Source organism: Acinetobacter sp. Gutcm_16 (genome assembly GCF_028649355.1).
Taxonomy (GTDB): Bacteria; Pseudomonadota; Gammaproteobacteria; order Pseudomonadales; family Moraxellaceae; genus Acinetobacter; species Acinetobacter johnsonii.
Window position 1 is genome coordinate 176,343 of the sequence record NZ_JAQSUV010000035.1, and the last position, 14,350, is coordinate 190,692.

General features: G+C 41.2%; 13 protein-coding genes. 7 read left to right on the forward strand and 6 right to left on the reverse strand.

The window, feature by feature from the left end; genetic code table 11:
- Window positions 1-5: 5 nt before the first annotated feature.
- From prmA to PTT44_RS13245, 4 genes are all read right to left on the reverse strand, one after another.
- Window positions 6-908: a 50S ribosomal protein L11 methyltransferase gene (gene prmA, locus PTT44_RS13230; protein WP_004696394.1), complete on the reverse strand. Its 903-nt coding sequence runs from the start codon at window positions 906-908 to the stop codon at window positions 6-8.
- Window positions 909-1,022: 114 nt separating this feature from the next.
- Entirely contained in the window at window positions 1,023-1,904 is an 882-nt protein-coding gene (locus tag PTT44_RS13235; RefSeq protein WP_078425885.1) for a bile acid:sodium symporter family protein, read from the reverse strand.
- Window positions 1,905-1,948: 44 nt separating this feature from the next.
- The gene (locus tag PTT44_RS13240) at window positions 1,949-2,836 is read right to left on the reverse strand and encodes a bile acid:sodium symporter family protein (protein ID WP_168158873.1); all 888 of its coding nucleotides are present in this window, start codon (window positions 2,834-2,836) and stop codon (window positions 1,949-1,951) included.
- 137 nt (window positions 2,837-2,973) lie between these two features.
- Window positions 2,974-3,324: a hypothetical protein gene (locus PTT44_RS13245; RefSeq protein ID WP_159128416.1), complete on the reverse strand. Its 351-nt coding sequence runs from the start codon at window positions 3,322-3,324 to the stop codon at window positions 2,974-2,976.
- Window positions 3,325-3,577: 253 nt separating this feature from the next.
- Between PTT44_RS13245 and mnmG the strand changes: the two genes are divergently transcribed.
- Both mnmG and PTT44_RS13255 read left to right on the forward strand, forming a co-directional pair.
- Window positions 3,578-5,458: a tRNA uridine-5-carboxymethylaminomethyl(34) synthesis enzyme MnmG gene (mnmG, locus tag PTT44_RS13250; RefSeq protein WP_168158872.1), complete on the forward strand. Its 1,881-nt coding sequence runs from the start codon at window positions 3,578-3,580 to the stop codon at window positions 5,456-5,458.
- A gap of 94 nt (window positions 5,459-5,552) precedes the next feature.
- A complete protein-coding gene (locus PTT44_RS13255) occupies window positions 5,553-7,361 on the forward strand; it encodes an SEL1-like repeat protein (RefSeq protein ID WP_168158871.1) in 1,809 nt (602 codons plus the stop codon).
- Window positions 7,362-7,798: 437 nt separating this feature from the next.
- Here PTT44_RS13255 and PTT44_RS13260 read toward each other — a convergent pair whose 3' ends face one another.
- Window positions 7,799-8,800: a helix-turn-helix transcriptional regulator gene (locus PTT44_RS13260; protein ID WP_078389314.1), complete on the reverse strand. Its 1,002-nt coding sequence runs from the start codon at window positions 8,798-8,800 to the stop codon at window positions 7,799-7,801.
- A 239-nt stretch (window positions 8,801-9,039) separates the two neighbouring features.
- On the opposite strand from PTT44_RS13260, the gene PTT44_RS13265 reads away from it, so the two are divergent.
- Genes PTT44_RS13265 through PTT44_RS13285 form a run of 5 tightly spaced genes read left to right on the forward strand, consistent with a single transcriptional unit; the run spans window position 9,040 to window position 13,227 of the window.
- Complete coding sequence (locus PTT44_RS13265; RefSeq protein WP_168158870.1) at window positions 9,040-10,590, forward strand: circularly permuted type 2 ATP-grasp protein; 1,551 nt, start codon at window positions 9,040-9,042, stop codon at window positions 10,588-10,590.
- 25 nt (window positions 10,591-10,615) lie between these two features.
- Window positions 10,616-11,218 (forward strand): alpha-E domain-containing protein, encoded by a 603-nt coding sequence (locus PTT44_RS13270; protein ID WP_273795669.1) that lies wholly within the window; start codon window positions 10,616-10,618, stop codon window positions 11,216-11,218.
- Complete coding sequence (locus PTT44_RS13275) at window positions 11,215-11,994, forward strand: transglutaminase family protein (RefSeq protein ID WP_168158869.1); 780 nt, start codon at window positions 11,215-11,217, stop codon at window positions 11,992-11,994. The genes PTT44_RS13270 and PTT44_RS13275 overlap by 4 nt, the downstream gene beginning before the upstream one ends.
- Before the next feature lie 24 nt (window positions 11,995-12,018).
- Window positions 12,019-12,753: a proteasome-type protease gene (locus PTT44_RS13280; RefSeq protein ID WP_004696423.1), complete on the forward strand. Its 735-nt coding sequence runs from the start codon at window positions 12,019-12,021 to the stop codon at window positions 12,751-12,753.
- A gap of 48 nt (window positions 12,754-12,801) precedes the next feature.
- A complete protein-coding gene (locus tag PTT44_RS13285) occupies window positions 12,802-13,227 on the forward strand; it encodes a BLUF domain-containing protein (RefSeq protein WP_168158868.1) in 426 nt (141 codons plus the stop codon).
- A 32-nt stretch (window positions 13,228-13,259) separates the two neighbouring features.
- Here PTT44_RS13285 and alr read toward each other — a convergent pair whose 3' ends face one another.
- Window positions 13,260-14,330 (reverse strand): alanine racemase, encoded by a 1,071-nt coding sequence (gene alr / locus PTT44_RS13290; RefSeq protein WP_273795670.1) that lies wholly within the window; start codon window positions 14,328-14,330, stop codon window positions 13,260-13,262.
- Between the last annotated feature and the right edge of the window lie 20 nt (window positions 14,331-14,350).

The window sequence follows — 14,350 nt, forward strand, 5'->3', positions numbered from 1 at the left end:
TTCATTTAAAGGGTGTGGCGTTTACCCGAGATTCGGCACCAGTTTTCATCACGTTTCTCGACCTCTAATATATCAAAAAACTCAGAATAAACACTAGAAACATCAGAAACTTGCTCTTCAATTACACCTGCAAGTGCGAACTCTCCCTCAGATTTGACCAAAGTTGCGAATTCCGGCGCTAACATCATAAGCGGGCCTGCCAAAATATTTGCAACAAAGACATCTGCTTTTTGATCAGCCAGCTCTAAATTGAACTCGTCTGGTAAGCCGACATAAAGGTTCTCAGCCACGCCATTGAGCGCCGCATTTTGTTCAGTGGCTAAAATTGCTTGTGGATCAATATCTGTGGCATAGACTTTTTTTGCACCAAGGAGTAGAGCAGCAACACCTAAAATACCTGAACCACAACCATAGTCGATCACGATTTTATCTTTAACATCAGTTTTACCTAACCACTGCAGGCAAAGAAAAGTAGATGCATGGTTCCCCGTACCAAAAGCTAAGCCTGGATCAAGTTTAATGTTCACTGCATCAGGTTCTGGTGCTTCCATCCATTCAGGAACGATCCAGTATTTGTCTGCAATTTGAATCGGTTCGTAGGCATCCATCCATGTACGTTCCCATTCTTGGTCTTCAAGAAATTCGCTACGCATCGGTGCATCAGGCATTTGAGTGCGAATAAACGTTTCTAATGCATTGACATCAATTTCTTCGTCGTCTTCTTGCGCATAGATACCCGTCACAATGACTTTATTCCAAAGTGGCGTTTCACCTGGAAGTGGTTCAAGTAAGTCTTGGTTTTCTGCATCATCTAATGTGACACTGACTGCACCCAAAGATTCTAAAAGGGTTTCAGTAAAATCGACTTGCGCTTGATCAACCGTAATATGAATTTGTAACCACTTCACAGGAATAACCTAATATTTATGTATAAATAAATATTGTAGCGGAACGGGGGGCAGTTCGACAGCATTCCTCAAAATAAAAAAGGATGCCGAAGCATCCTTAGACCTACATGTGTTCTAGGCTTGCTCGGTACTGGTTTGAACCGATGGGGCATAACGGTTGAGTAATGTGCCAAAGATGGCAGCAAAGATATACATAAAAATAGAATAGACAGCTGCGGGCATGGCAATGGTGGTACTGGCCATCACGGTAAGTGCAATGGTCATGGCAAGGGTACTGTTATGAATGCCAATTTCAAAGGCACAGGCCCGAGCTTGAGCACTGTTGATCCCCAGTAGCCGAGGTACAAAATAACCAATCATTAAACTACAAATACAGAAAATGACTGTGGCTAAACCGACCTGAGTCAGATACTCCAGAATATGTGCACGTTCTTTGGCTATTGCGCCAACAATGATTAAGACCAAAAATACAACAGAAAAAATACGTAATGGCTTGTTCAGCTTCTTGGTAAAAGAGGGTGCATAGTGGCGAATCAACATACCAATGCAGACAGGGATAAGAATAATTGAGAAAACCTGTAAGATTTTACTAAACTGCATACTGACGTGTTGTCCATCCTGCATAAAGTACTGAATGGCAAAGTTGACAATTAGCGGTAAGGTAAACGCTGCAATAACGGAGTTAATGGCTGTTAATGTAATATTGAGCGCAATATCACCTTTGAACAAATAGCTAAATAAGTTTGCAGTACTCCCACCTGGAGAAGCGGCTAAGAGCATTAAGCCGACGGCAAGCAGTGGTGGTAAGTTGAGCACTTTACAAATCACAAAGGCAATCCCAACAAGAAGTACCAACTGACAAAATAAAGCAACCAATACTGCTTTGGGATGCTTGCTCACACGTGCAAAATCCTTCGGGGTTAACTCTAAGCCCAAGCCAATCATGATGATGGCAAGAGCTAGGGGTAACATAATAGTTATAATTCCTGAATCCATAGGTGCATATTCTCCTTAAAATTATATAAATCATGACCGTGAACTTATTTAGCTACGGTCTCTTTCTTCAAAAATAAGCTGTCATTTCTTCGCGAGATTAATAGGCCTAATAACGCAGCAAATACAAACATGAAAATAGAATAAATACCGGCAGGAATGGCCATGGCGGTGTTGCCTAAGACTGACAGGGCAACCGTAATGGCAAGTGCGGTGTTATGAATGGTGATCTCAAAGGAGCAAGTTAAGGCTTGCTTTTCTGGAATATTGGCAAGATGTGGCACAAAAAAACCAATAAACATGCTACAGAAGCAGAATAAGGCCACGGCTGGCCCAATCTCAAACACATATTCGACAAAATTATGTCGCTCTAAGTACAGTGCGAGCAAAAAGATAAAAAGAAGACAGCTTGCAGACAAAATACGCATTGGGCGGTTTAATCTGTCGGCAAGTTTTGGAAAGTAATAACGTAAAAACATGCCCATACTGACTGGAAGTAGAGTGATGAAAAATACCTTCATCATTTTCATGGCGGGCATGTCAACGGGTTGTGATGTTTGTAGAAAGTACATCAGTGAAAAATTAATAATAAAAGGAAGGGTTAGTGTTGAAATGATGGAGTTCGTGGCTGTAAGAGTGATGTTGAGCGCAACATCACCTTTAAATAAATAGGTCAATAGGTTTGACGTTGGCCCACCTGGTGAGGCTGCAACGAGCATCAAACCAATCGCAAAAATAGGCGCTAAATTTAAAAATTGGCAAATGAGGAACGCAATGCCCACCAGTAGAACTAACTGTGAAAATAGCGCGATGAAAATGACTTTGGGGTGCAGGGTGAGGCGATAAAAATCAGCTGGGCGTAGGTGTAAACCAAGACCCATCATCATCAAGGCCAAAGTCAAAGGCAAAAAAACTGTAAACAATTCCGAATCCATGGAATACCTTTTTTATTCGTTTTTATCTTTTGTGTTTTTGAGTGTATACAGAATTCAATAATTTACAAGGTAGAAAAAAGGGTAAAAAATGGACTATTTTTTACCCTCAATACAGCATGAAATTTAAGATGTTTTGATCACATTCTTGGTTTAGGTGCTACAAAACCAAGGGCACATTTACCTTTAATTTCTTTACCTTCGATATTGATTGATGTCGCATTAGAGTCACCTTGACAAATACTGGTTAACTCAGCTTCATCACCATGAATATTGGCATTTTTTGAGCTTGGGAAAAATTGGGTTTCACAGGTACCATTCCAAATAATGCCTCGATAGGCAAAGCTAACTGCCGTTCCTTGTGACTTGCCTTTACAGACTTGTTGATAACGTTGACTATCATAGACCTTTTCAACTTTGTCGTTGGCTGATACAAAAGGCGAAAAAAATAAACCGCAGAGAATGGATGAAAAAAGAATCTTCTTATTCATAATGCTTACCTTTGGTTGTTGTATGATCAACTTATAGGATAAAAAATGATCAAATTAATACAAGGCTTTTCAGGTAACAAAACGCATCCTTTGTTGAGTTTTTGCTACTGCTCTGCAAGCAAAATTACATAAACCTAGCGCTGACGCAGTAAGCACAGCACCGCATATACAATAAATTCCATGGAATCTGTCAACTTACAATCGAAAATTTGCTATAATCTTTCGTTATCATTTTTTAATCTCCTTTACCACTATGCATTATCCTAAAGTTTACGATGTCATTGTTATCGGCGGCGGTCACGCAGGTACAGAAGCAGCATTGGCTGCGGCACGTATGGGGCGACAGACTTTACTCTTAACTCATAATATTGAGACTTTAGGGCAGATGAGCTGTAATCCAGCAATTGGTGGTATTGGTAAATCGCATTTGGTGCGTGAAATTGATGCCTTGGGCGGTGCAATGGCATTGGCTGCCGATAAAGGTGGTATTCAGTTCCGTATCCTAAACTCACGAAAAGGTGCAGCCGTTCGTGCAACACGTGCTCAGGCAGACCGTATTCGCTATAAAGCCGCGATTCGTGACACTTTAGAAAACCAAGCAAATCTCGATATTTTCCAACAAGCCGCAGACGACCTGATTGTTGAGGGTGATACTGTAAAGGGTGTTGTAACTCAAACGGGTATTCGCTTTGATGCGAAAACAGTTGTACTCACTGCAGGGACGTTCTTGGGTGGTGTAATCCACGTTGGTCTTGAAAAATCAAGTGGCGGCCGTGCAGGTGATCCACCTTCAATTTCACTGGCACACCGTTTACGTGAGTTGAATTTGCCAGTGGGTCGTTTAAAGACAGGTACGCCACCACGTATTGATGCGCGTTCGGTTGATTTTTCTGTGATGATTCCACAGCCGGGTGACTTCCCATCACCAACGATGTCATTCATGGGTGATGCATCTATGCACCCTGAACAAGTGAATTGTTATATTACCCATACCAATGAAAAAACCCATGACATCATCCGCGGCGGTTTAGACCGTTCACCGATGTACACTGGTGTTATTGAAGGTGTGGGGCCACGTTACTGCCCATCCATTGAAGACAAAATTCACCGTTTTGCCGATAAAGACTCACACCAAGTATTCTTAGAGCCTGAAGGTCTAGATACACATGAGCTTTATCCAAATGGTATTTCAACGTCACTTCCGTTTGATGTGCAGTTTGAGCTGGTTCGTTCAATTCGCGGGATGGAAAATGCGCACATTTTACGTCCGGGCTATGCTATTGAATACGATTATTTCAACCCGCAAGCGTTGAAGTTTACTTTAGAAACCAAAGCTATTAATAACTTGTACTTTGCTGGTCAAATCAATGGTACGACAGGTTATGAAGAGGCGGGTGCACAAGGCTTGCTTGCAGGCTTAAACGCTGCGCGTCGTGCGTGGGATCAAGAGCAATGGACACCAAAACGTGATGAAGCCTATATGGGTGTATTGGTAGATGACTTGATTACGCTCGGTACGAAAGAACCGTACCGTATGTTTACTTCACGTGCCGAATATCGTTTGATGCTACGTGAAGACAATGCGGATCAACGTTTAACCCCAGTGGGTCGTGAAATGGGCTTGGTGGATGATGAGCGTTGGGTAGCTTACTGTGAAAAAATGGAAGCGGTTGAACAAGAAACAGGTCGCTTACAACACCTTTGGGCGGCACCAAACAACCCAATGGGCAAAAAATTTGTTGAAATGACGGGTGCAGATTTATCGAAAGAATGCTCCGCGATTGATTTGTTAAAACGTCCGAATATTTCATTTGCTCAAATTGCGGAACTCACAGGTTCAGAAGTGTCTGCACAAGTGGGCGATCAAATTGAAATCGCGGTGAAATATGCAGGTTATATTAACCGTCAGCATGAAGATGTCGCGCAAATGAAGCGTTTGGAGGAAACCAAAATTCCAGCCGATTTTAATTATGATGTCGTTTCAGGCTTATCTCGTGAAATTACTTTAAAATTGAAAGATGTGCGTCCTGAGACATTGGCTCAAGCAAATCGTATTCCGGGGGTAACACCTGCAGCAGTGCAATTGATCATGATTACGATCCGTAAAAATGCACAAGCGAAAAAATCTGCTTAATATTTGAAAGTTATTGAAAAAGTCCGCTTTATGCGGGCTTTTTTTTGGGTAAAATCTGCGCAGGGGTAATATACAATAAAAAATAAGGTGAATTATGTCATTACATTATAAAAGTGGAGAAGATATTCGCGCGGGTGATGTGGTTATCTGGCTCAATCAAAGTGGTGAGTTTTATCAATTTGATCAAGCTATTATGAAAGTTTGGGAGGTTGCTAAAACCAATGATGGAGAACTTGTTGGGGTAAATTTAATGCCACCAGAAGCTGAATCTCCTATGCAGATGCTGAGAGCATTGGTTCGACCCGAAGATCCTGAGCCATCTTCTGACATTGTGAAAATGAAAGATGTTCCGGGACTCTATACCATTACACGATGGTTTCTACCCATTGAGCAAGTATCTAAAAGTTTGGGATTGATTGAACGTATTGAGTATTTCTCTGAGCATGAAACCGGACATGGAGCGTTAATCCTTCAATTAATTAGAGATAAAACCGAGCAATATCGGGGTATTTATCAATATTATTTGGCAGATAAAGCCTATCAAGAGCGTGAGTTTCAGCTCTATATTGATTTACTACGTCAATCTGCTCAGTCGGGTTATAGCCCTGCGATGTGTCAGTTAGCGCAGCAATTATTCATAGGCGGAATTTTACAAAAAAGTCTGGAAGGAAGTTTTAACTGGTATCGAGAAGCCGCGTCCAAAATGGATAGCATTGCGCTATATCAGCTGGCGGGATGTTATGCACGAGGTCAAGGCACTGAACAAGATTTACAAAAAAGTTTGCAGCTCTTGGAACAATCATCTGAACAGGGGTGTTGGGCAGCCACATTGGGGTTGGCGGCTTATTATCGTTTTGGCTGGTTAACGTGTTTCTTGGTCAATTCAGTTTATCCAAATTATGGCGTGGTGAGCGAACATGTGATTCACTCGGCACGAGCATTTTATCTTTATCATCGAATCTCGTCACAAGCGCCCGAAACTGAAAAAGGTGTTTTGGCAAATGCCTATTATCATTTAGGCTGGATGTATCAAGATGGTATTGGGACTCAACAAGACTACGAGCAATGTGTCTATTGGTATCAAAAGTCTGCTGATCTGGGTAATCCCGTTGCGATCAATAATTTAGCGGATAAGTATGAGCATGGTTTAGGTGTACCACTTGATTTAGATATGGCAATTGGACTGTATCAACAAGTAGTAGGTCAGGTCATAGCGGCAGATTTAAGTTTGGGTCGTATGTATTTAGACGGACGAGGTGTTGAGCAAGACTTAGAATTGGCTCGAAAACATTTAAATGTAGTACTGGATGCGCGTATCAGTGGGATAGATGAGATGCAGGCAGAAGCAATGCAATTAATCGCATCCTTTACTGAAGAAAGTCCACTGCAACAGGCTCAACATGTTCTCAAAAATGCACGGGACTACTCAATTGATCAAGTTAATGAACAAATCCGAAAGATTGATTCATTTCTGCATATGGATGAAGCCAAACAACTATTCTTCAAACTATTTTTACTGAATGCCCAAAAAGGTGAGGCATCTTCACAGTACCAAGTGGGTTATTGGTATTTAAATGGCTTGTACACTGAGAAAAATTTGGAAGAAGCCGTATATTGGATTCAAAAAGCGGCTGATCAAAAAGACCAATATGCGGAATGTAAAATTGGCTATTTGTATGAAAAAGGGCTCTATTTTAATGCTGATTTAGACGTTGCACAAAAATGGTATGAGCGCTCATTACGAAAACCTTGTACATCGTATATGCCTGAATATATCGGAGAGCAGTTGAATCCTGAGTATTTAAAAATGTATGACAGAATCAATAATGAAGCCCTCAAAGGATTAGTGCGTATTGAAGAAAAGCGGCCTAAACGTAGCAAGTGGCAATTTTGGAAGAAATAAACGCGGATGATTTGTAACGATTGCTGATGAGGAAGGTTTTTGCGATCGGCATTTGGAATGCAAGGGCCTAATCATAAGCCTGCTGACCATAAGGCTGGCTTTTTGTTTTGGCAGATAAACAAAGCAAAATAGTTGTTTAAGATAAAAACAGATAAAAATAGCCAATCATGTTATTTCACAAAAGTATCGCCATCTTTTAAATTGATTTTACGTTCTTAACATGAGGTCAACACCATGACGATGAAATCGATCCGTTTTAACAGTGGAGAGCTTGCATGCCAATGCTAGTTTGTATCAATCACCAAAAACAGCGCACTTATCTTGGTTTAGGGGAGGCATTAAACCAAGATAAGCAATGAAAACGACAAACCCAAGCAATTCAAATATCTAATACCAAAAAGACTGTAAAGCCCCGAATACTTGGGGCTTTTTTTATTTTAGTCGGTGATGGTCTGATTAACTGCATCACGAACTTCTTTGGGTTCAATGTGACTAATTTTATGCCCAAAACTACGTAACCACCACACCAGTTGATTGGTAAAAGGGACGGTCGCATGAACCAAGATTTGCCCATTTCCAAGCGGTTCTAAAACCTGATTGGTACTGAGTTTGGTTTCCTCCAAATACAGCGCATCTATTTCAGTCATGGTCAGGGTAAGTGCAACGGTTTCTGTAGGTTTTGAAAAGTCTACACGGAAACCTAATGCACCCGATTCGATGTATTCATCGATATCAAAATTGACTGGGTGTAAGGCACGAGTGTTTAAAACCGTCGCTGATTTGAAACGGTGCAGAGCAAAGGTTTGAATATCGGTTTTGTCGTGGCGGGTACAAATCAGATAAATAATTGCACCTTTTTGAACCAGTGCCAGCGGGTTGAGGGTATAGGTTTTTGCTTCAACCGCTTGGTTTAAGCCTTGATAAACGCATTCCAGCTGTTTGTCTTGGAGCAGCCCTTCATAGATGGCTTGTTGTGCTGTTTTCTCCACAATCGGGGGAATCAGCGGTTGTGTCGCAGGGACAATGCGTACGCGGTTAATCCATTGACGTACATTGTTTTGGGTAGAGAGGCTACGACGTGCTAAGTCAAACCATGGATTCATTTCTTCAATTAAGCTTGGAGGAAGAAGATGTTTAAGGTGTTCTTCAACCATCATAAACGTCACCGCCTGAGAGCTGGTCATGTGCGGTAAGCTTTGAATCGGAGCATCAGAACGCCAACGCCAGCCTTGAGGCACAGCCCCATTGTTTTCAATCGGGAAGCGTTGAGAGATTTGGTTTAAATCACGTTGAATGGTTCGCAAAGTAATATCGATGCCTTCACGTTGTAAAATCTCTTGCAGCTCTCGAGTGCCCATCCATTTTCCAGTGGAAAGGCGAGACAAAATTTGCCATTGGCGATAGAGACTATTGGACGTTTCTTTTTCTTGTATAGACATAGTTTAATAAAATATAGGAGTCGAAATTACTTACTTGAATGTGAACACAATAAGAAAACTCATTCGTTTAAGCAAGCTTTGCTTGAAATTTTTCAGTTATATTTTTTGACACAACTTAATGCGAAATAGCATTGAAGCAATGCGTTTTTTATCGATTAATAAACAAAGCATCTTTAGAAATCCATGGCATAGATATTGCTACGTATGGGTTACATATCGATAACAATTGAGAGGTTTGTATGTTTAAAGAAGATAAAGATACAAATGTAAATACGATGTTGGACGGATATAAGCTTAACTCTCCTGTATTAAATCCGATTCACTCTCATGATCGTCTATCGAGCCAGTCTGTTGGATTGTTTCATCAAATGACCTCGAATTTCTTTAATGAAATGACAGATGACCAAGCGATGTCTGGTGAGGCTTGTGCGCGTATTGAGCACTGGTTGTCACAGCATAGTGTAGAAGAACTCGAAGAACTGAACCAAATTGCCAAACAGCATTTTTTATATGAAGGTATTACGTTTACTGTATATGGTGAATCTGAGGGCATTGAGCGCACCATCCCTTATGATTTAATTCCACGTGTGATCGCTAAACAACAATGGAATAAAATTTCCCTCGGTTCTGCACAACGTGTGCGAGCTTTAAATCTATTTTTACATGATATTTATCATCAACAAGACATTCTCAAAGCGAAAATTATTCCAGAGCTGCAAGTGTTGACGCATGAAGCTTATCAACCGCATATGTATGAACACCGTTTAAAAGGTCAGATTTATAGCCAAATTAGTGGAATTGATATTATCCGTGATGGGCAGGGTGAGTTTTATGTGCTCGAAGATAATTTAAGAACGCCATCGGGCGTATCTTATATGCTTGAAAGTCGTAAGATTAGTGAAAAACTTATGCCTGATTTGATGCAGAAGAACCATATTTTAGGCATAGAACAATACCCACAATTACTAAAAGAAATCTTGGCTGAAAATGCTTATGTCGATCAGCCTTTCATCGTGGTGTTGACACCGGGACGTTTTAATAGTGCCTATTATGAACATGCTTTTTTAGCCCGTGAAATGGATGTGCCTTTGGTGACATCACGCGATTTATTTGTAGAGCATGATAAAGTCTATGTCAAAACCATTCGTGGCCGTCAACGAGTAGATGTAATTTACCGCCGTTTGGATGATGCATACCTTGACCCGCTGTGCTTTATGCCGAATAGCACTTTAGGTGTCGCAGGGTTGATGTCGGCTTATTTGAGTCATAACGTGGTTATTACGAATGCACCAGGCACAGGAGTTGCGGATGATAAATCGATTTATCCTTATGTCGATAAAATGATTCAGTTCTATTTAGGTGAAAAACCTATCTTAAAAAATGTTCCGACATATCAATGCCGTGACAAGCAAGATTTAGCTTATGTACTGGAGAACCTTGAGCAGTTAGTGGTCAAAGAGGCGCAAGGTTCGGGTGGGTATGGTATGCTGATTGGACCGCAAGCTTGTAAAAGCCAAATTGAGCAATTTAGAGATAAGCTCATGGCGACACCGCATTTATATATTGCCCAGCCCACACTAGAACTTTCAGTCAGTCCAACCATGACTGAATCGGGTGTGTCTGAGCGTCATATTGACCTTAGACCGTTTGTGCTCAGTTCACCCTATCGTACCGAAATTGTCCCTGGCGGTTTAACACGTGTTGCGATGAAAGAAGGTTCGTTGGTGGTCAACTCATCCCAAGGAGGAGGAATTAAAGACACTTGGGTCGTGGAAAACTTACATTCATAAAATAAACAAATATGAGGGTAGAACTATGATTTTATTAAGCACCAATGCTGAAAATATTTTTTGGTTAGGGCGTTATTTAACACGTACTCAATATTTGTGTGCTCAGTTTCCTTTTACCCAAGACCAGCCTGCAATGGATTATGCGCATGCATTTTGTTTGCCTGCTTTTGATGCGTGCTCACTGAATGAGCTGATTTTAAACCCAAACAATCCTGCTTCATTTAACCAGCAATTTCAAAGTGCTAAGAGTAATGTACAAGACTTGCGCGGGATTTTATCTGCAAAGGCTTATGCGGAACTGAATCAATTTATCAAAAATGCCACTGAAAATACCGCCTATATTTGTGATGTGGTTGGAGAGTGTCAGGATGTACTTGAGTCTGAAGCCAGTGATGTCTTTTTATTCTTTAGTTTGGGGCAAATGATTGAGCAGCTCGACCGTCAAATCCGCATGGAACAAGATGCACAAAATACTTTAGTTGAAATAGAAAACATCGTCATGTTGTTAAAAGAAATGGGCTGGCTAAATCTGGCACAGGCTTGGCTAGAGCTCAAATCGCAACCTGATGCGATGAATTTTTATCATTTTAGTGATTATATTCAACAATTGTTTGAGGTTGATGTATGAAACTTATGATCAATCATCAAACGCATTATCAATATAGTGAATTGGCGCTGAATAGCATTCAATATATCAAAATGACACCTACGAATAATTCACACCAAAAGGTATGCCACTGGCATGTGAGTGTGCCAGGAGAGCGTGAAGAAAAACGGGATGCCTTCCAAAATATTTGGATTACTAGTTCGCAACGTGAAGCCTATCAACAGCTGACCATAATGGCGCAGGGCATTGTTGAAATTAATAGCTTGGCAGAACATGGCATACAAGATCGGCTGAATCCCAATTTATTTTTACAACCGACGCCCAATACTCAGTGCAATGCCGAAATGAAGGCATTTGCACATCAGTATGTGCCTGAGCTGAATCGGGAAAATTTGATGAAACTGTCAGAAGCCGTTTTAGCGCATATTCCTTATATACCAGCCGAAACCTCGGTGCTCACTTCGGCAATCGATGCATTCAATGGGCAGCAAGGCGTATGTCAGGACCATAGTCATGTTTTTATTGCCATGTGTAAGCATCTGGGCTTACCGGTACGTTATGTATCGGGGTATTTGCATGTGCCTGAAACTTCACACCTCGCCAGTCACGCGTGGGCCGAGGTGTATATTGATGATGCATGGTATTGTTTTGATACCAGTAATCAATTATTCAAACCACAGTCACATATCTATGTAGCTATTGGGCGCGATTATTGGGATGTGGCTCCCGTTCGTGGCGTACGTGAAAAAGGTGGGGTGGAATCGATGCATTCCATGGTACAAGTTTTAAGTTGTTAAGGTTTAGCTGAAAAAGGATGTTCTATGACCTATTGTTGTGCACTTCGTCTGCAAGATGGTTTGGTTTTTATAAGTGATACACGTACGAACGCAGGTGTAGACCATATATCCGTGTTTAGGAAACTGTATACCTTCGGTGTGGAGGGTGAACGCTTTATTGCGATTCAAACCTCAGGAAATTTAGCAACGACCCAAGCGGTGATTGGACATTTAAAAAATCATCTGGAGTTAAGCCAAGAACCGAATTTATATAGTGTCAATACCATGTTCGAAGCGGCTGAGTTGGTTGGACATACTTTGAAAAAAGTCTTGGCGGATATGGCGCCGGACACGCAGGAACAGAGTAATTACTACTGTAGCTTATTGGTCGGTGGACAAATTAAAGGGGCAGAAATGCAACTTTATAATATTTATCCGCAGGGGAATTTTATTTGTGCGACCAAAGATACGCCGTATTTTCAAATTGGTGAAAGTAAATATGGCAAGCCGATTCTAGATCGTGCATTACGGTATGACATGCCCTTAGACGAAGCGGTGAAGTGTAGTTTGATTTCTTTTGACTCAACTTTACGTTCCAATGTTTCTGTAGGTTTGCCCTTAGATGCTTTGGTGTACACGAGAGATAGTTTACATATTCCAGTGGGTAAGCGGATTGATGAAGAAGATCCGTATTTTTCAAGCATCAGTAAGCAATGGTCGGATACCTTAAGAAAAGGATTGCAAGAATTGGCAAAGCCGACGGATGACTATTTAGTATAAACCTGCTAAATGCTAAAAATATTGAAATCAATCAATTGGGGGAAGTCTATGCAGCAAATTTGCTATGCAAGCACTTCAACTTCGGATCACGTACAGCTTCTTCAAGATGTTCGAGACATTTTAAGCGAAGCGCGTGATTTTAATGCATTGCATAATATTTCAGGTGTTCTTTATTATGCAGATCAGCATTATTTCCAGTGTTTAGAAGGGGATCAAGCAGTTTTACAATTATTAATGTTGAAATTATTGAAAGACCCTAGACATACAGATATTAAAGTCTTTGAGGCGAAAACCATTCACGCGGCACATTTTAGAGCTTGGGGCATGAAGTATGTGCAACGTATGAGTAGTGTACATACCAAAATGCGTGAGATGGGTTTTGCAACATTTGAACCGCAGAGTATGAGTCAGCAACAAATTGATCAGCTGTTGCAAGACCTTTATGATGCCCAGTCTGATGAGAGTCTAGGTTGAAAAAAGCCCAAGTATAACTTGGGCTTTTTTGTTTAAATTTGCTTACGTGTAGGGCGATTGCTTAACCGACAAAGTAGCTCATAACCAATAGTTCCATTGGCTTCCGCAACATCGTCAACTAAGCGGTTTTTACCCCAGAGTTCAACCTTTGTACCGAGTTTGGCGTTTAAACCCGTCACATCGATCGCAATCATGTCCATTGCTACTCGGCCCACAACAGCTGCAGCCTGACCATTTATAGCAACATGGTTTTGTTTTGGAAATGCACGTGGGTAGCCATCTCCATAACCAATCGAAACAATCGCCAATTCAGTTTCTTGGTTCGCGACAAAATGCGAACCATAACCCACACCTTCACCTGCTTGAATGGTATTTAATGCAATAATTTCCGCCGTGAAGGTCATAACGGGCTTTAAGTCTAAGTCGTGTGCATTTTTATCGGCAAAAGGTGATGCACCGTAAAGCATGATGCCAGGGCGAACAAAATCAAAATAAAGTTCAGGCCATTTAAAAATAGCAGCTGAGTTACAACATGAGGCTAGAATTGGTGAGCACGCTTCTTTGATGTGTAGGAATTGCGCACGTTGCTGCTCATTGAGTGGGTGATCCGCATCGGCATTGGCAAAGTGCATTGCTAGGACACATGTAAAGCCTTCTGCTTTCAATGTGTTGATGACAGCAATGATTTCAGCAATTTTAAAGCCTAAACGATTCATACCGCTATTGAGTTTTACCCATACTTTAAGCTTTTGTGCGATATACGTGGTTTTATGTGCGATCAGCCAATCGACTTGTTGTTGCTGATGAACCACACACTCGATATTTTGCTCAATGACGGTTGGCATTTCATCTGCTGAGAAAACACCTTCAATCAGGGTAATCGGCTGTTTAAAGCCGAGTTCACGAATCTCTAGTGCTTCTTGTAAACAGGCGACACCAAAGGCATCGGTTTCACTTAAGGCTGCTAAACAGTCTTTGACTCCGTGTCCATAAGCATTGGCTTTGACCATGCTGACGATTTTCGCGTTTGGGGCAAGTTGTTTGACACGGTTTAAATTATATTGCAGCGCTTGGCTATCAATATAAACTGTTGCTTGACGCACCCTAATTACTCCTACAGGGT

What these genes read in the sequence shown, in the direction of transcription:
- PTT44_RS13245 (WP_159128416.1), bottom strand. Translation starts at nt 3,324, where the DNA reads ATGAATAAGAAGATTCTTTTTTCATCCATTCTCTGCGGTTTATTTTTT.
- PTT44_RS13280 (WP_004696423.1), top strand. Translation starts at nt 12,019, where the DNA reads ATGACCTATTGTTGTGCACTTCGTCTGCAAGATGGTTTGGTTTTTATA.
- PTT44_RS13270 (WP_273795669.1), top strand. Translation starts at nt 10,616, where the DNA reads ATGATTTTATTAAGCACCAATGCTGAAAATATTTTTTGGTTAGGGCGT.
- mnmG (WP_168158872.1), top strand. Translation starts at nt 3,578, where the DNA reads ATGCATTATCCTAAAGTTTACGATGTCATTGTTATCGGCGGCGGTCAC.
- PTT44_RS13260 (WP_078389314.1), bottom strand. Translation starts at nt 8,800, where the DNA reads ATGTCTATACAAGAAAAAGAAACGTCCAATAGTCTCTATCGCCAATGG.
- PTT44_RS13240 (WP_168158873.1), bottom strand. Translation starts at nt 2,836, where the DNA reads ATGGATTCGGAATTGTTTACAGTTTTTTTGCCTTTGACTTTGGCCTTG.
- PTT44_RS13285 (WP_168158868.1), top strand. Translation starts at nt 12,802, where the DNA reads ATGCAGCAAATTTGCTATGCAAGCACTTCAACTTCGGATCACGTACAG.
- PTT44_RS13265 (WP_168158870.1), top strand. Translation starts at nt 9,040, where the DNA reads ATGTTTAAAGAAGATAAAGATACAAATGTAAATACGATGTTGGACGGA.
- PTT44_RS13235 (WP_078425885.1), bottom strand. Translation starts at nt 1,904, where the DNA reads ATGGATTCAGGAATTATAACTATTATGTTACCCCTAGCTCTTGCCATC.
- PTT44_RS13275 (WP_168158869.1), top strand. Translation starts at nt 11,215, where the DNA reads ATGAAACTTATGATCAATCATCAAACGCATTATCAATATAGTGAATTG.
- PTT44_RS13255 (WP_168158871.1), top strand. Translation starts at nt 5,553, where the DNA reads ATGTCATTACATTATAAAAGTGGAGAAGATATTCGCGCGGGTGATGTG.